The 17822-nt window shown below is 32.4% G+C and carries 16 protein-coding genes and 1 pseudogene; 15 read left to right on the top strand and 2 right to left on the bottom strand.

Annotation, left to right across the window (positions count from 1 at the left end; translation table 11 throughout):
• Positions 1 to 4: 4 nt before the first annotated feature.
• From cas5 to bcp, 10 genes are all read left to right on the top strand, one after another.
• On the top strand, positions 5 to 241 hold the full coding sequence (gene cas5, locus I2490_RS17000; protein ID WP_330634614.1) for a CRISPR-associated protein Cas5: 237 nt from the start codon (positions 5 to 7) through the stop codon (positions 239 to 241).
• A 19-nt stretch (positions 242 to 260) separates the two neighbouring features.
• On the top strand, positions 261 to 1082 hold the full coding sequence (locus I2490_RS08425; RefSeq protein ID WP_330634613.1) for a hypothetical protein: 822 nt from the start codon (positions 261 to 263) through the stop codon (positions 1080 to 1082).
• A gap of 58 nt (positions 1083 to 1140) precedes the next feature.
• The gene (gene cas3 / locus I2490_RS08420; protein WP_206459264.1) at positions 1141 to 3351 is read left to right on the top strand and encodes a CRISPR-associated helicase Cas3'; all 2211 of its coding nucleotides are present in this window, start codon (positions 1141 to 1143) and stop codon (positions 3349 to 3351) included.
• Positions 3352 to 3403: 52 nt separating this feature from the next.
• Positions 3404 to 3895, top strand: a complete 492-nt coding sequence (locus tag I2490_RS08415) for a CRISPR-associated protein Cas4 (protein WP_206459263.1) — start codon at positions 3404 to 3406, stop codon at positions 3893 to 3895.
• Positions 3896 to 3911: 16 nt separating this feature from the next.
• Entirely contained in the window at positions 3912 to 4904 is a 993-nt protein-coding gene (gene cas1b, locus I2490_RS08410) for a type I-B CRISPR-associated endonuclease Cas1b (protein WP_206459262.1), read from the top strand.
• Entirely contained in the window at positions 4879 to 5118 is a 240-nt protein-coding gene (gene cas2, locus I2490_RS08405) for a CRISPR-associated endonuclease Cas2 (protein ID WP_330634612.1), read from the top strand. Before cas1b ends, cas2 begins: the two co-directional genes overlap by 26 nt.
• Positions 5119 to 5708: 590 nt before the next feature.
• Complete coding sequence (locus I2490_RS08400; protein WP_206459261.1) at positions 5709 to 6347, top strand: hypothetical protein; 639 nt, start codon at positions 5709 to 5711, stop codon at positions 6345 to 6347.
• A 111-nt stretch (positions 6348 to 6458) separates the two neighbouring features.
• Positions 6459 to 7340, top strand: a complete 882-nt coding sequence (locus I2490_RS08395) for an MBL fold metallo-hydrolase (protein WP_206459260.1) — start codon at positions 6459 to 6461, stop codon at positions 7338 to 7340.
• Positions 7341 to 7454: 114 nt separating this feature from the next.
• Complete coding sequence (yaaA, locus tag I2490_RS08390) at positions 7455 to 8213, top strand: peroxide stress protein YaaA (RefSeq protein ID WP_206459259.1); 759 nt, start codon at positions 7455 to 7457, stop codon at positions 8211 to 8213.
• Positions 8207 to 8659 carry a thioredoxin-dependent thiol peroxidase gene (gene bcp / locus I2490_RS08385; RefSeq protein ID WP_206459258.1) on the top strand — a complete coding sequence of 151 codons (453 nt, stop codon included), beginning with the start codon at positions 8207 to 8209 and terminating at the stop codon, positions 8657 to 8659. Before yaaA ends, bcp begins: the two co-directional genes overlap by 7 nt.
• Before the next feature lie 179 nt (positions 8660 to 8838).
• On the opposite strand, the gene I2490_RS08380 is transcribed toward bcp, so the two are convergent.
• Positions 8839 to 9753, bottom strand: a complete 915-nt coding sequence (locus I2490_RS08380) for an AraC family transcriptional regulator (protein ID WP_206459257.1) — start codon at positions 9751 to 9753, stop codon at positions 8839 to 8841.
• Between the two features lie 92 nt (positions 9754 to 9845).
• Positions 9846 to 10852, bottom strand: a pseudogene (gene asnA / locus I2490_RS08375) (aspartate--ammonia ligase).
• Positions 10853 to 11220: 368 nt separating this feature from the next.
• Between asnA and I2490_RS08370 the strand changes: the two are divergent.
• From I2490_RS08370 to I2490_RS08350, 5 genes are all read left to right on the top strand, one after another.
• On the top strand, positions 11221 to 12537 hold the full coding sequence (locus tag I2490_RS08370) for a glutamine synthetase family protein (protein WP_206459256.1): 1317 nt from the start codon (positions 11221 to 11223) through the stop codon (positions 12535 to 12537).
• 39 nt (positions 12538 to 12576) lie between these two features.
• On the top strand, positions 12577 to 13146 hold the full coding sequence (locus I2490_RS08365) for an ANTAR domain-containing response regulator (RefSeq protein WP_206459255.1): 570 nt from the start codon (positions 12577 to 12579) through the stop codon (positions 13144 to 13146).
• A 27-nt stretch (positions 13147 to 13173) separates the two neighbouring features.
• The gene (locus tag I2490_RS08360; RefSeq protein WP_206459254.1) at positions 13174 to 14775 is read left to right on the top strand and encodes a CTP synthase; all 1602 of its coding nucleotides are present in this window, start codon (positions 13174 to 13176) and stop codon (positions 14773 to 14775) included.
• 212 nt (positions 14776 to 14987) lie between these two features.
• Positions 14988 to 16196 (top strand): carboxylate--amine ligase, encoded by a 1209-nt coding sequence (locus tag I2490_RS08355; RefSeq protein ID WP_206459253.1) that lies wholly within the window; start codon positions 14988 to 14990, stop codon positions 16194 to 16196.
• Between the two features lie 111 nt (positions 16197 to 16307).
• Positions 16308 to 17822, top strand: coding sequence for a Mur ligase family protein (locus tag I2490_RS08350; RefSeq protein WP_245157117.1), 1515 nt, complete (start codon positions 16308 to 16310; stop codon positions 17820 to 17822).

Genomic DNA, 17822 nt, shown 5'->3' with positions numbered 1-17822 from the left:
AAGGATGAAAGCATTACGGATAATTCTTCGTCAATCCAGTGCGAATTACCGAAAAGAAGAAACGGTTTTAAATAAAATGACCTATCCTCTTCCACCACTTTCAACTGTTATAGGGGCATTGCATAAAGCCTGTGGGTATACTTCATATCATGATATGGATATCAGTATTCAGGGAGACTATGAGTCCATGCATAAAGAGCCTTATACGGATTATTGTTTTTTTAAATTCAACAATGGATGATAGGGGTATTTTAGTAAAAATGAAAAATAGTACTATGTTATCCAATGCTTTTGTTAAAGTAGCAAAAGCTTTAAAATCCCAAGGCAACAGTTTTCGAAACAATACTACAATTCAAGTTTATTCATCAGAGTTGTTAGAAGAATATCAACAATTGAAAAAACTTGGAGAGGAAATTGACGAATTTAAAAAAAAGCGTATTAATCCGGTAATAAAAATTATAAAGAAAAGGAAGAATACTTTAAATGCCGAAAAGAAACAATTTAATAAAGCTTCTTCTCAATTTCAAAAGATATTAAGACGTGAAAATCAAATTAAAGAATTAGAAAATATGATCAAGGATAAGTTGAAAGAGTTTGAAACAAAACAATATTTAGAGCCTATTTCACAATTTCGCTCGTTAACAACTTCATTGAAATATTATGAGGTTTTGGATGGAATCACGTTAATCCTTCATGTAAAAGCAGATGAATCCGTGTTAAATGATATTATGGATAATAAATGGAATTTAACAGCAATTGGTCGAAGCGAAGATTTTATTGATGTGCAAGAAGTAACTTTTATTGAGTTGGATTCAAATACAGAAATAGACACTATGACTTCGAACTATGCAGCCTATATTGATATAGATTTAATTAGAAGTGATTTGGTTTTCTCTAAAGATAAAGGAATGCGAACGTGTATTGGCACAAAATATATGCTAAATAAGAAGTATGAGCTTATAAATAATCAACGTGTATTTGAACAAAAGAAAGTGGTATATGTTTCGGGGCATAGTATAGATGAAATTAATTCAACAAAAAATTTATACGTTGACGGAGAGTATATTGTAAATTTTTTATAATGTTATTGAGATTGCCTATTTGAAATGAATTCAATAGGCAATCTTATTAGGAGATAAAATGAATTTAGAAAAATATATGGCAAAACCGGATCAAACAATAAAAGAACATAATGAGAATTTGTTTTATTGTTTAGATCAACTTTGGAATTACGGATATATTAAAGATGAAAAGTTGTATCAATTAGCTAAGAGAGCTTGCTATTATCATGATTTTGGAAAAGCCAATGCTGAATTTCAGAAACGAGTGAAATCCGATAAGAAAATACGGTTTAATGAAAATCGAGAAGTATCGCATAACGTATTGTCTTTATATTTTATAAATCCAAAGGAATTTGAAACAGAAGATTATTATTATCGTGTGGCATTTGCAGTTGCTTTTCATCATAACTATTGTGATGTATTGCAAACGATAGGAGAAAAAAAGAAAATCATTGAAAATTTATTGCTTGATTTTCAAGAAGAGATTATCCCTATAAATAAGAAATGTATAAGAGGAATTCAAAAAATATATTTGAAAAAAGATAGTATTTTACTTAAAGGATATTTACATAAATGTGATTATTGTGCCAGTGCAAATTGTCCAGTAGAATTACCGAATGATTTTCTAAAAGGTTCTTTGGAGAACCTTCTAATAGAATGGAAAAAGGAAGATGCAAAATGTAATTGGAATGAGATGCAAGAATATTGTATGAATCATGAAGGTGAGAATGTAATTGTAGTAGCACAAACAGGGATGGGTAAAACGGAAGGTGCCTTGCGGTGGATAGGGGATCATAAAGGTTTTTTTGTTCTACCGTTACGAACTGCGATTAATGCCATGTATTCTAGAATTAGTGATGAGATTATTAAAGAAAAAATTGAGAATAGGATTGCTTTAATGCATTCCGAATCCCTTTCTTATCTATTAATGAATCAAAAAGAAGAGGATATGGATGTAATGGATTATTACAAAAAAGCAAAGCAACTTTCAATGCCTTTAACGATTACAACAATGGATCAATTATTTGATTTTGTCTTTCGGTATAATGGATATGAAATGAAATTAACGACATTTGCTTATTCTCGTAATGTTATCGATGAAATTCAAATGTATGGACCGGATTTATTGGCATATTTGATTTTTGGAATTCAAATGATTATTGAAAATGGGGGGAAGGTTGCAATTTTTACAGCTACTTTAGCACCTTTTATTCGTAAGGAATTTAAAAAGATGGGATTTCGATACGAAGAATTTTTAGATAAAAATCATTTGAGCCGACATCATATGAGTATAAAAAAAGAAAAGATCAACATTGTAGACATTTTAAACAAATATATAGAAAACAAAAAAGGAGATAAGAAAAATAATAATATACTTGTAATTTGTAATACAGTAAAAAAGGCACAACAATTTTATTGGGAATTGCGAGAAGAATTAAAAAATGAAGGAATGGATGAAAATGATGTTCATATACTTCACAGTAAATTTACAAGACATTGTAGAAGAAATTTGGAAAAGGAAATTTTAGATGTTGGAAAAGATGTAAATAGTAATAAAAATCAAATTTGGATTTCTACCTCTGTTGTAGAAGCAAGTTTAGATATTGATTTTGATTATTTATTTACGGAATTACAAGACTTAAATTCGTTATTTCAAAGAATGGGAAGATGTAACAGAAAGGGAGAAAAAAAGGTTGTTGAACCTAATTGTTATATCTATATAGAAATTGATTCTGAATTGCTTGAAAGCGGTAAAAAAGGGTTTATTGATGAAACAATTTATAACTTATCAAAAGAAGCCATACATACACGAACAGATGGAATCATTACCGAGCAAGAGAAAATAGAGTTGTTGGAAACGTATTTTTCAATTGAGAATATAGAGAAGAGTTCGTTTTGGAAGAAATATCGTGAAATTTATAAAGAACTTGAAGACTTAAGATGTTATGAGATAAAACAAAAGGAGATTAATATAAGAAAAATAGAAACAGAAAATGTAATTCCAAAGCCAATTTACGAAAAAAGAAGAGAAAAATATAAAGATTTATTAAATAAGTGGAATTCAGAAAAAGACTATTTAACAAAGAAGCAACTTGAAGAACAAGTAAAAGAAGATATGCTTTCTATTTCAAAATGGGAATTTATTCTGGCAAGAAAAAATGGTTGGATTATTGAAGTGCCAGAATTAAATTGGTATGGTAGGGGTTCTATACCAGTAATCGATTGTATATACGATGACGCTGGATTCCGACGAAAGAAAGAGGATACAGAACATGCAATTTTTTGCTAATAAGATAGAGAGGAGGAAATACCGAATACAATGAATTCAGTATGTTAAAAAGATGGAAAAAACGATTACAGGGATTATGGTATATTATCATCAAGTATGTCCTAAAAAATTATGGTATTTTTATCATGAATTAAATATGGAACATAATAGTGAAGATGTTGCAATTGGGAAAATCATTGATGAAGCAAGCTATTCTCGTGAAAAGAAACATATTAATATTGATAATACAATTAATATTGATTTTATTCAAAGAAAAGCATTACTTCATGAAGTGAAGAAAAGTAAAAAAATCGAAGAAGCTGGAATCTGGCAAGTAAAATATTATTTATTTTATTTGGAGCAAAAAGGCGTATTTGTGAATGCTCAAATTGATTATCCTTTGTTAAAACAAACTTTATCAATAAAATTAGAAGAAGATGATAGAATTAAATTAGAATGGATTCTAAAAGAAATCAAAACTATTTGTATGAAATCAATTCCACCGTTAGTAATAAAGAAAAAATTTTGTTCAAAATGTGCTTTTTATGATTTGTATTTTATATGAAAGTTGGAGGAAATTCATGAAACGAAGTTTATATATTTATAATGATGGAATATTACAACGCCATGATAATACAATTCGATTTATAACAGAAAATAATGATAAGAAGGATATTCCAATTGAAACAATTTCTGAAATTAATATTATGTCGCAAATGAATTTTAATACAAGCTTAATTAATCTTTTAGCGCAACAAGGGATTATGGTTCATTTTTTTAATTACTATGATTTTTATATTGGAAGTTTTTGTCCAAGAGAAAAATTATTATCAGGACAATTATTAGTGAAACAAGTAAATGCTTATACAAATCAACAAGAAAGAATTTTGATTGCTAGAAAATTTGTTGAAGGTGCCTCAGCAAATATATTTCGAAATCTTCGGTATTATAATGAAAGAGGCAAGGATGTAAAACAAGAGTTGAATGAAATAGATTCATTGAGAAAAAATCTAAATCGAGCAAGAAATATAACAGAGCTAATGGGTTATGAAGGGAATATTCATAAAATATATTATTCGGCATGGAATACAGTGATTGATCAAGAAATTGATTTTCAAAAAAGAGTAAAGAATCCACCAGATAATTTAATTAATACTATGATTTCTTATGTTAATACCTTAATATATACAAAAGTTTTAACTGAAATTTATCAAACCCAATTAAATCCAACAATTAGTTACTTACATGAGCCTGGAGTAAGACGTTTTTCTCTTAGCTTAGATATTGCCGAAATATTCAAACCATTGATTGGAGATCGGCTTATTTTTTCATTATTAAATCGAAAACAAATTACAGAGAAAAGTTTTACGAAGAAAATGAATTATTTGCATTTAACTAAAGAATCTTCAATGCTCATTGCATCTGAATTAGATGCAAAACTAAAAACTACGATTCAACATAAGGGTTTAAATAAAAAAGTATCTTATCAATATTTAATTCGTTTAGAATGTTATAAATTAATTAAGCATTTATTTGGTGAAAAGGAATATGAGCCTTTTAAAATTTGGTGGTGAAGATAATATGTATGTGATTTTAGTATATGATATTTCTGGGGATGAAAAAGGACAAAAGGTTTTAACAAAAACACACAAATTATGTAAGAAGTATTTAACGCATGTTCAGAACTCTGTTTTTGAAGGGGAATTGTCAGAAGCACAAATTATGAAATTACATAATGAATTAAATCAAAATTATAAGAAAAAAATTAGATTCTGTTATTTTATTTAAAAGTCGAAATAGTCGATGGTTGGAGAAAGAAATGTGGGCGAAACAAGATAATGCATTAAGTAATTTTTTATAACTGTCGATGTAAGAAAAAGCATTTTGACCGAGAGGTTGACAAGTGTTGTAATTGTAAGAAAAAGCGGAGCTTTTATTAAAAACAGATTTAGAATTATTAGAAAAAAAGAGTGAAATTGAAAACATCGACAATTTATGGTATTGTAATAGTTAAAAATAGAGTTGTTCAAAGGAACGCCTTTTAATAGAACCATATTGGAATGTAAATGTGAACTCTGCATCATAATACGAAAATCACCCTTCTTTTAATAGAACCATATTGGAATGTAAATATTAATATTCTTAAGAGGGGTTTTGAGTATTCTCCTTTTAATAGAACCATATTGGAATGTAAATATTACAGTAACAGGTAATTATGATGCGGCAGACTTTCTTTAAATAGAACCATAATGGAATGTAAATATTATTAATAACCTTGACCAAGGTTTAATGAACCCTTACATTAGAAGATAAGACATTAACTTAAATTTCTGTTAATATCAGATGGGCGTTTATATCTTTGACTTAAGGAGTAAAAAATGAATCTTAAAACACAAACTTTTTTTAAAAAAAGGAAATGGTTATGTGTTTTATTAATCTTATTAGTGTGTCTTCCATTGCTTTGTCTAAAGTGGTATGAATTTGAACATGGAAAAGAAAAGATTTATCAGAGTCAATTTTCTATAGATGAATTGACTATGGATTGGATAGATCCTCAGATTACAATCGATGAATTGGAAAAAAATCAAGAATACATTGATAAAGTAGTTTCAGAAGATACCATGTATATAACATACGAGATGGATCACTTTTTATATACATTTACGACTGATAAGGATAATTGGGGAAATTTATCTCACAAATTAATCTTAGTTGAAATATTTAAAAATAAAGATCAATTTTCAGGACCTAGAGATATTAAAATTGGAGATGATTTTAATAGTGTAATTGAAAAATTCCCGCAAGATTATAATTGGGAGGATAACGCAGAAGGTCTGTTTTATGGTGAAAGTGGTGTAATCTATGACTCGAAATTTGAAAAAGGAAGTGTAACAAAATTAGAAAATGGAATGATTGAATTTATCACTTTAGTTCCAAAAGGTTATCCTCCATTTATGAAAATATATTTTGAAAATAATAAAGTGACGCATATGATCATTTACTACATATTAGATTAAAAATTGTAGTGTTATATGTTATGATTATTCTGGTAAACTAGCGGCATTCAGACAGTTTTATATATTAGAAGCAATTTAATTAGTATTATATTTTATTAAGGAGAAATCACAATGTATGAATTAGTGCAGGTTGGAGAAAAAACTTACTATATAGATTGTCCTGCAAAAATGGGAATTTATAAAATAAATGATACCGATGTTTGTTTGATAGATAGCGGCAATGATAAGGACGCGGGGAAAAAGATTTTAAAAATCCTTGATGCAAACAAGTGGAAACTAACAATGATTATTAATACGCATTCCCATGCTGACCATATTGGCGGTAATAATCTATTGCAGCAAAGAACAGGGTGTAAGATTTTTTCGGTTGGAGTGGATACCGCATTTGTTCAACATCCAATTTTAGAGCCGTCATTTCTATATGGGGGCTACCCTTGCAAAGAAATCAGAAACAAATTTCTGCTTGCTCAACCGAGTAAAGTTGAAGAATTAACTGAAGATTTTTTGCCGGAGGGTATGAGAATGCTTCGTATTGATGGACATTCATTTTCTATGGTTGCATTAAAAACAGAGGATGATATTTGGTTTTTAGCGGATTGTCTTACAAGTGAAAATATTATCCAAAAATATCATATTTCTTTCATATATGATGTAAAGGCTTACATAGAAAGTCTTCAAATTGTAAAGACATTGTCAGGTAAATTGTTCATTCCTGCTCATGCAGAGCCTACAGAGGATATACAAAAGTTAGTTCATATTAATCTTGAAAAAGTAACAGAAGTTATTTCTAATTTAAAAGACATTTGTTTCAATCCAATTAGCTTTGATGATATTTTAAAAGCAATTTTTGATAAATATGATCTGACTATGGATTTTAATCAGTACGTTTTAGTTGGAAGTACCATTCGCTCTTATCTAACTTATCTTCGAGATTTGCAAATTGTAGGGATACAGTTTGTTGATAACAAACTTCTATGGTATACAATGAAATAATTATACGGAAGTAAGAAAATATATATACCAGAAAGAATTAGATTCATATCTGAGATATATTAATTAGTCGAAGATGATGATTTACAAAAATTAAGTGTAGAGAGGGATTATATTTTGAAGATTATTATTTCACCGGCAAAGAAAATGAAACAGGATACGGATTCTTTGGAAGTTAGAAATCTTCCTGCTTTTTTAGATAAAACACAGTTCCTTATGGAATATTTGAAGAGTTTAAATTATGAGGAGGCAAAAGCACTTTGGCAATGTAACGATTCCATCGCTAAGCTTAATTATGATCGATTGAAAGATATGAATCTTTATAAAAATTTGACACCGGCCCTTTTGGCGTATGAAGGCATACAGTATCAGTATATGGCACCAAATGTTTTCGAATATAAGCAGTGGGATTACATAGAAGAACATTTATACATTCTATCTGGATTTTATGGACTAGTGAAACCTTTTGACGGAATTGTGCCATATCGGCTTGAAATGCAGGCAAAAGTTTCATTATCAGGCTATAAAAATCTATACGATTATTGGGGGAGTCAAATATATGACAAAATAAAGGATGAGACAAATACCATACTTAATTTAGCTTCCAAAGAGTATAGTAAGTGCATTGAGAAGTATCTATCGAATGAAATTAAGTTTGTAACGTGTATATTTGGTGAATATATAAATGGAAAAGTAGTGGAAAAAGGAACTCAGGTAAAAATGGCCAGAGGTGAGATGGTTCGGTATATGGCTGAAAATAGTATTGAAAATTTGTCAGACCTAATTAAGTTTGAACGATTAGGGTATCATTATAATAAAGAATTATCCAGTGAAAAGAATTTTGTGTTCTTGAAAGGAGAGGAACGTTTATGTTAGAAGTAGGTACAAAAGCACCAGAGTTTACATTATTGGACAAGGAAAATAAAGAAGTATCGTTATCGGATTTTAAAGGTAAGCGGGTTGTATTATATTTTTATCCGAAAGACAATACTCCAGGTTGTACAAAACAGGCTTGTGGATTTGCAGAGCTTTATCCGCATTTTCAGGAAAAAGGTGCAGAGGTTATTGGAATCAGCAAGGATTCTGTAACATCTCATGGTAAATTTGCAGAGAAATATCAGTTGCCTTTTGTATTGCTTTCCGATCCGGAACTGCAAGCAATACAGGCTTATGATGTATGGAAAGAGAAAAATATGTATGGGAAAAAAACAATGGGAGTTGTTAGAACAACTTATCTTATCAATGAAGAGGGAATCATTGAAAAAGTAATTGGAAAGGTAAAAGCAGCAGAAAATCCAGAAGAAATGCTGGGATTACTTTAAAAAATCATATTCATCTAAATTTTAGTAAGCATAATATCTTTTAATAAAAAGAAGAGGAAGAATACATAAGAGTACCTGTAAATCAATGATGCACAAAGGTACTCTTATTTTATTGTGTATGGTGATCGGTTGGAAAAGAGTTTTCTTAGAAATATTATTAATATCCAGATAATCAGAAATTATTTTAATAATGCAACAGGCTTAACCCATATTTCCATTTTTGAAGTTTCTTTATCGTGACTTTCATAACGTTCGATACAGAATGCTTCTGTTGTGAGGCTATGGCTTGGAAGCCACGTTTCAAAAAGATATCGCTGTACCTTATAAAGTACATCCATAATTAAACTTTCAAAATTCTCTGCTTCAAATGAACAGATAATATATTCACCGGCAGGCAGTTTCCAACTGTGTAAATCTTTTGATATGGAAGCAGAATTGGCCTGTGCTCCGGCAAAGTAACTGAAATATCCCTCTTCTGCACAAGGGTGAGAAACACCGATTTCAACCCCGCCGTCAATCAAATTTGAAATGTCTGCTTTCCGACTATGAAAGTTGTCCCATACCTCAACAAGTGGATCCACACCGGATTCTATACCTAATCCAGCAATAAACTGAACAGGAGCTTTTGTTTCCAACCCGATAAATTGTTCCGGCAACGTAATTTGTTTTCTGGTAATTTCCAGGACGATCCCATCGCTGATTAATGGTACATTTTCATCAATCAGTGTATAGTTTAGAAGAAGCTGTGGTTTTGTCATTCGATTTAAAGTAATTGGGGCTTTCCGATAAGATTCTGGCGTAGTGCCAAAGGTATCCTTAAACGTGCGGGTAAATTGTTCATGTGAAGAAAATCCTAAATCCAAGGCTACATCTAATATCCGTTTATCCTTATGCAGCAAATCTTCCGTTGCTCTTGCCATACGGCGCAGCTTAATATATTCCATTACCGGTTTTTTTACTAATCGACTGAACAATCGTTGATAATAGAAAGGTGATAAAGCTGCTATTTTTGAAAGGGTATCAATGTCTATTTCCTCAGAAAGATGTTTTTCAATGTAGTCTATGGTTTTTTGTATTTGTTCCCATGCGTGCATGATAAGCACCTCCTTTTAGAATAGAATAATACAGGAGAGTCGGTATACGCTTGACTGTGAATGCCCTCTTTGAAAAATATGAGATATTCTTCTTACAGCAATTCGATCGCTTCTTTTTTACAGTAATCTATCGTGTCTTGATCCCAGATGGATACTTGAACTTCCCCTATGTGTGCCTTTTCAAGAAGAAGCATAGAGAGTCTTGATTGTCCGATACCTCCGCCAATGGTTAGAGGTAATTTTCCATTAAGAAGCATTGTATGAAAAGGAAGACTTTTCCGATTGTTACATCCAGCTTTGTCTAGCTGTTCATCCATTGCTTTTTCATCCACTCGTATACCCATTGAAGACACTTCAAATGCACATTCAAGGGTATCGTTCCAAAATACAATGTCTCCATTCAGTTTCCAATCATCATAATCAGGTGCTCTGCCATCATGTCTTACACCAGATTGCAATATATCTCCGATTTGCATAATGAAAGCTGTTTTGTGTTCTTTTAAATACAGGTTTTCCCGTTCCTTTGGCGATTGTATTGGGTAGAGATTCTCTAACTCTTGTGTTGTAATAAAGTTAATCTTTCTGGAAAGTTTTTTCGTTAGCTGCGGTATTTTTTCATCAATAAATCTTGTGTGTCACAGATAGAATCTACAATTTTTTGAACAATCATCTTTAAGTATATGACATTACGATTACTTTGTTCAATGACTTTTTCCCAATCCCATTGATCTACATAAATGGAATGCAGATTATCCATTTCTTCATCTCTTCGAATGGCATTCATGTCTGTATAGATACCTTCACCTACAGGAAATCCATATCGATGCAGTGCCATCCTCTTCCATTTTGCTAAAGAATGAACAACTTGTGCGGTTTCTTTTGTTTGTGCAATATCAAATTCGACAGCACGTTCAATGCCGTTTAGGTCGTCGTTTAAGCCAGTTTTAGGATCTACAAATAATGGGGCAGAAACTCTTTTTAAATTTAATCGTGTACTTAAATAATCCTCAAAAGCTCTCTTTAAAGTACCGATTGCGGTTTGAGTTTCATAGAGGAATAATGTTCCCTTATACTCTTTCGTCAATATAAACTGTTTCATCATTATCATTCCTTTCCTAGTGAAATTATCAAAAAAGAAAAAGACGCAGTGGAATTAAGATTCCACAGCGCCTTTGCTGTAAATATTAAAAAAGAGTTTAGCATGGAAGCAAATGTTTGTCTACCTTTTTAATAAATTTTTTTACCAATGAAAAGATTCTATTGACAAGAGAGAATGCTTTGTTTATTCTAATAGAATGAACAAAGGCGTTCATCAAAATACATGTCTAATTAATATAATTAGTCTTTTTGGCTAATTCTAATTTTTGACCGTAATTTGATGATCGTTTTTTCTTTTTTTTAAGTTATTTTATATTTTATTAGCTTATGAATAGGGATTAAATGCTCAAAACCAAAGGAGGAGATCAGATGTCTATTTCGATTAACGAGATGTTAGAGTATGTCAAGGTGAATGATGTGAAATTTATACGCCTTGCTTTTTGTGATTTATTTGGTACGGAAAAGCAAATATCCATTATGCCTGATGAACTGGAGCGTGCATTTGAAAATGGCATCTCTTTTGATGCTTCTGCAATAAAGGGTTATGAAGACATATCAAACTCAGATTTGTTTCTTTTTCCTGATTCCTCCACTTTAAGTTTAGTACCATGGAGACCACAGCAGGGGAGAGTGGCAAAATTTCTTTGTGACATAAAAAATCCAGATGGATCGGAATATATGTTTGATGCAAGAAACCTTTTAAAAAAAGCAGTACGAAGATGCAGGGATATGGGCTACCTATGTTTGATCGGAGCAGAGTGTGAATTTTATCTTTTTCAGACAAATGAAAATGGTGATCCCACAACGATTACACATGATCAAGGTGGTTATCTTGACATTGCTCCATTGGATAAAGGGGAAAATGTAAGACGGGAAATCTGCCTGTCGCTTGAGGATATGGGAATTAAACCGGAAACATCGCATCATGAACAAGGACCGGGACAAAATGAAATTGATTTTAAATACAGTGATGCGTTAACAGCTGCAGATAATTTTTTAACTTATAAGTCAGTAATTAAAGCCATTGCTTCCAAAAATGGACTGTATGCTTCTTTTATGCCAAAACCGATTTCAAATAAGAGCGGAAGCGGTCTGCACATAAATTTATCTCTTGCGAAAAATGGGTTGAATATTTTTGGAAATGAACATGGAGAATATGACCATATTGTAAAAAGCTTTATTGAAGGAATTTTAGATAAAACAACTGAAATATCGGCATTTTTAAATCCTACTGTTAATTCTTATGATCGTTTAGGAAGTTTTGAAGCACCTAAATATATATCATGGTCTCATCAAAACCGCTCGCAGTTGGTACGTATACCAGCAGAAGCAGGAGAAAAAACAAGGATGGAGCTTCGTTCCCCTGATCCTGCGGTAAACCCGTATCTTGCTTTTGCCTTAATTCTGCATGCAGGTTTGGATGGAATTGAGTCAGGTTATAAATTAAGACAACCTTTAGATTTAAATTTATATACTGCTGATAAAAGTATTTTAAAACAATTATCAAAGCTGCCTGATGACATGATGAACGCATTAACTCTGACAAAAAACAGTGAATTTGTGAAAAGAGTGATAGGAAAAGAAATGTTAGAAAAATATATTTTAATGAAAGAGGAAGAATATAAAGAGTATTTAGCTGAGGATAAAAACAACTTTTATTTTGAACGTTATTTCAGAATACTGTAATCATTTTTGAGAGGTTCAAATAAAAGGAGTGATGATTGAATGGAACGTGTTCTCATCGTATCGAATTCAAAAAATATAATATCAGATGTCTTAGAATTACTTTATCATGATTCCTTTTCTGAAGTGGTTACCTTGGATAATTGCGGGGAAGCGAGACGTTTATTATTAGATCACAGCTTTGATTTATGTATTATCAATACCCCATTGTCAGATGAATTTGGAGAAAGCTTGGCGCTGGACATCGTATCAGACAGCATTACACAGATAATTTTGATTGTAAAGGGGGAGTTGTTTGAACTGGTTGCAGAAAAAGCCGAGATAAGTGGAATTTTTACGGTTGCAAGACCAATTGATCAGCTGAGTTTTTGGAGTGTTTTAAGAATAACAAATGCAGTATATCACCGATTGTTAAATCTGAAAACGGAAAATAAAAGACTAATGCAAAGTATAGAGGATATGAGATTAATCGATCGGGCAAAATGTATTTTAATCGAATATCTAAATATGAGCGAAGAGGAAGCACATAAATATATAGAAAAGCAGGCGATGGATATGCGGATTACAAAGAGGGTTGTATCGGAACGTATTTTAAAAACATATGATATTTAAAGAAAATAGAAAGTTAGGTGAAACGAAATGAAATATATATTTGTAACGGGTGGTGTTGTTTCCGGTCTTGGAAAAGGAATCACAGCCGCTTCTTTAGGACGATTATTAAAAGAAAGAGGTTTGAAAGTTGCAGCACAGAAGTTAGACCCGTATATCAATGTAGACCCTGGTACCATCAATCCATTTCAACATGGAGAGGTCTTTGTTACAGAGGATGGGGCGGAGACAGATCTGGACTTAGGGCATTATGAACGATTTATTGATGAAAATTTAAATAAGCTTTCGAATCTTACCACTGGGAAGGTATATTGGAATGTATTGAATAAAGAACGCCGGGGTGAGTACTTAGGGGAAACAATTCAGGTGATTCCACACATCACCAATGAAATAAAGGAATTTATTTATGAAGTATCCAAGAAAACAGATGCCGATGTTGTAATAACCGAAATCGGAGGAACAATCGGTGACATTGAAAGTCAGCCTTTTTTAGAAGCCATTCGTCAAATACGTAATGAAGTGGGAAAAGAAAATTGTATCTTCATTCATGTGACGCTGGTGCCATATATCAAAGGTTCGAATGAACATAAATCCAAGCCAACACAGCATTCAGTGAAAGAATTAAGGTCTATGGGGATAACCCCGGACGTTATCGTCACAAGGTCAGATGAAAAAATTGATGATAGCATCAAACAGAAAATTTCTCTTTTTTGTGATGTTAAACCGGATTGTGTTATTGAAAATGACACGGTTTCTAATTTATATGAAGCACCGATTATGCTCCATGAAAACGGTTTGGATCATGTGGTCTGCAGAGCACTGCATTTAGAAACCGCTGAGCCTGATTTAATCAAATGGCAGGAAATGCTGTCCCGTATGAACGCTTGCACAGAAGAAGTTGAAATTGCGATTGTAGGAAAATATGTCAAACTGCAAGATGCGTATTTATCGGTTGTAGAGGCTTTGTCGCATGCTGGCTATGAAACTGGAGTTAAAGTGAATGTTCATTGGGTCGACAGCGAGGATATTTCAGATGATGAGGCTGCAAGGCGTCTTTTAGAACATTGTAAAGGAATTTTAGTGCCGGGAGGATTTGGAGATCGAGGAATTGAAGGCAAAATCAGAGCTTGCAAATTTGCGCGCGATAATAATGTTCCTTATTTTGGAATATGTTTGGGAATGCAGATTGCAGTCATTGAATTTGCAAGAAATGTTTGTGAAATTATGGATGCAACATCAAGAGAATTTACAAATCAAAACAACAATCTTGTGATTGATTTTATGCCGGGGCAAGATGGGAATATTCGAAAGGGCGGTACAATGAGACTTGGAACCTATCCTTGTAAAATCAAAGAGGATACCATTTTGCAACGTGTCTATGGTACAAATCTGATTGGTGAACGGCATCGTCATCGTTATGAATTCAATAATACTTATAGAGAACAGATGGAAGAGAAAGGATTGTTGATTAGTGGTACTTCTCCCGATGATCGTATTGTAGAAGTTATTGAATATCCGAATAATGATTTTTTTGTTGCAGTGCAATTTCATCCTGAGTTTAAAAGTCGTCCGAATAAAGCCCACCCTCTATTTGTGGAGTTTGTTAAAGCTGCAGCAAATGCAGAAAAATAAGATATTAAAGCTTTATAAAAAGAGAACCATTCTTTTATAAAGCTTTTTTTAATCAATAGGATAAAAAATCGTAGAGAGGATATTCGATTCCGTTTCTATAAATGAAGATAAATGAAAAAGAAAATGAAGAATTTTATACCATTTATGGTATACTAAAAAAATAAGTATTATAGAAAAATAAATTAAAATATATCTATTACGGAGGCTAAATTATGGAAGAAAAATCATTTATTCCGTTGCTTTTTGCAGGGGATATTAATGTATACAGCGTAGCAAGAGCGTTTCATGAAGCATACGGTATTTCTAGCTATGTTTATGGAAAATACAGCTCGGGTCCTTGCTTTGAAAGTAAAATCATTCATTATACTGCAAATGAGAAGGCAGATGAACAGGAAACTTTTTTGCATTTAATCAATGACTTTGCTAAAAAACATGAAGATAAAAAAATATTACTAATTGGATGTGGAGATAGTTATGTACAGCTTGCAAGTGAAAATAAAGATCGGTTTCCTGCCAATGTAATTGCTCCTTATATTGATATTGAATTAATGAATGCATTGATTCATAAAGAAAAGTTTTATGCTATGTGTGAACGCGTTGGAGTAGATTATCCCAATACCTTTGTGCATCATCCGCAGGATGGAATGGATTTTACTCTTCCTTTTGAGGCACCATTCATTATTAAGCCGTCAAATGGCATTGAATATTGGAGACACCCGTTTGCGACCCAAAAGAAGGTTTATAAGGTAGATAGCCGAGAAGAATTAAACCAAGTTCTGACCGAAATCTATGGAGCAGGCTATTCTGATTCTATTATTATTCAGGATTTTATACCAGGTGATGATACGTATATGCGTGTTTTGACTAATTATTCGGACAAGCATGGAAGCGTAAAAATGATGTGTTTGGGCCACGTTCTTTTAGAAGAACATACGCCTCATGGAATCGGAAACCATGCTGTTATCATTACCGAGCATAATGAAGAATTGGAAAACAAACTCCGAAGATTATTGGAAGAAATGCATTATGTGGGATTTTCTAATTTTGATATTAAATATGATCAAAGAGACGGGAAATATAAGGTTTTTGAGATTAATACGAGACAGGGAAGAAGCAATTTCTATGTAACGGGAGCTGGGGCTAACATTGCAAAGCTTGTGGTTGAAGATTATATTTTGGGTCATGATTTAAATTTAGAAGTAGTAACCGAAGAGTCACTTTGGTGGGTAGTACCAAAGAAAGTTGCTTATACGTATATCAAGCCAAACGAATACAAAGAGAAAATGAAACGTTTGGTTGCATCAGGAAAAGCAGTTAATCCATTATTTTATAAACCAGACAATGGATTGAAACGAAAATTAAAATTATTTAAAAATTTAATGGGACATCATTTAAAATATAAAAAATATCTAGGGAAATAAGTAAAAAAGATCAGTGATAAAACGTATGAAGGAATTATTACAAAAAGGATTAGAGTTTTCAAAATAAATTAGAAACCAATTAGGAGAAAATGGGGAAAGGTGGGATTATTGATGGATAACCAAATAAAAAGTAGTATGGAACCACCCTACGTGTTAGAGCAATATTTGAATTTGCTAAAAGCAAACGGATTGGTTGCGGATTATAAAATCCAAGAGGAAAATTTAAAACGAGAAGTTGATTTTCTTACTTACGATTCAAAAGAGGTTCAAAAAAATACTTTATTTGTATGCAAAGGTATACATTTTTTAGAAAAATATTTAATTTCTGCAGTGGAAAATGGTGCTTTTTGTTATGTTTCAGAAAAGAAATATGAAAGTGATTTTGACTATATCATCGTAAAAGATATTCGTCAGACCATGGCACTACTGGCTAATTTATTTTATGAAGAGCCTTGGCGTAATTTGAATTTAATCGGAATTACTGGTACAAAGGGAAAATCAACAACGACATACTTTGTACATTCTATTTTAGATCATTATTTAAAGCGAGTAAATAAACCACTTAGCGCGATTGTTTCTGGTATTGATACGTATGACGGGGTAATTTCAGAAGAATCGCATTTAACCACACCGGAAGCAATGATGCTTCAGAGGCATTTTCGAAATGCTGTAAACAGTGGCATTGAATATTTAACCATGGAAGTTTCCAGTCAGGCTTTAAAATACAACCGTGTACAGGGAACGGTATTCGATATAGGCTGCTTTTTAAACATTGGCGAGGATCACATCAGTGATGCGGAGCATAGAGATTTTGACGATTATTTTGAATCAAAGCTCATGCTGTTTGCACAAAGCAGCACAGCTTGTATTAATTTGGATTCAAACCATATTGAGGAAGTGCTTTATTCAGCGGAAGGCTGTGAACGTATTATAACGTTTGGAACAACGGATAAAGCAGAAGTTTACGGATCAAGGATTATTAAAAAGAAGGAGGGAATCTCCTTTATAGTACGTACGCCAAGCTTTGAACAAGAGTTTTTATTAACGATGCCCGGTCTCTTTAATGTAGAGAATGCGTTAGCTGCGATTGCGATATGCTACGCATTGCATATCCCAACCGATGATATTTATGAAGGACTTCGCTGGGCGCGAGTAAGCGGAAGGATGGAGGTATATCAAAACAAAGATAAAAATGTAACAGTGATTGTAGATTATGCGCATAATCGTCTGAGCTTTGAAAAACTTTATGCTTCCATTCGCGAAGAGTATCCGGATTGTCATATGGTATCCATTTTTGGCTGTCCAGGTGGGAAAGCATTTCGGAGAAGGCAGGAATTAGGTGAAATAGCCGCACGCTATGCAAAAAAAGTATATCTGACAGAAGAGGATGCGGGAGAAGAATCGGTTGATGAAATTTCAAATGAAATTGCAAATTATATCAAAGCGCAAAATTGTCCGTTTGAAATTATAGAAGACCGCGAAACATGTATTAGAAAAGCAATTGATGAAGCAGAGGAGAATACTGTGATTCTTTTGACAGGCAAAGGAAGGGAGACCCGTCAAAAGCGAGGAACGCAATATGTGGATTACCCTTCCGATGTTGAGTGCGTAGAAAAATATTTATAA

The sequence above is a fragment of the Anaerovorax sp. IOR16 genome, assembly GCF_017168145.1.
Lineage (GTDB): Bacteria > Bacillota > Clostridia > Peptostreptococcales > Anaerovoracaceae > IOR16.
The sequence above is the reverse complement of the archived record's forward strand: the minus strand, read 5'-3'. Positions and strand labels throughout refer to the sequence as shown.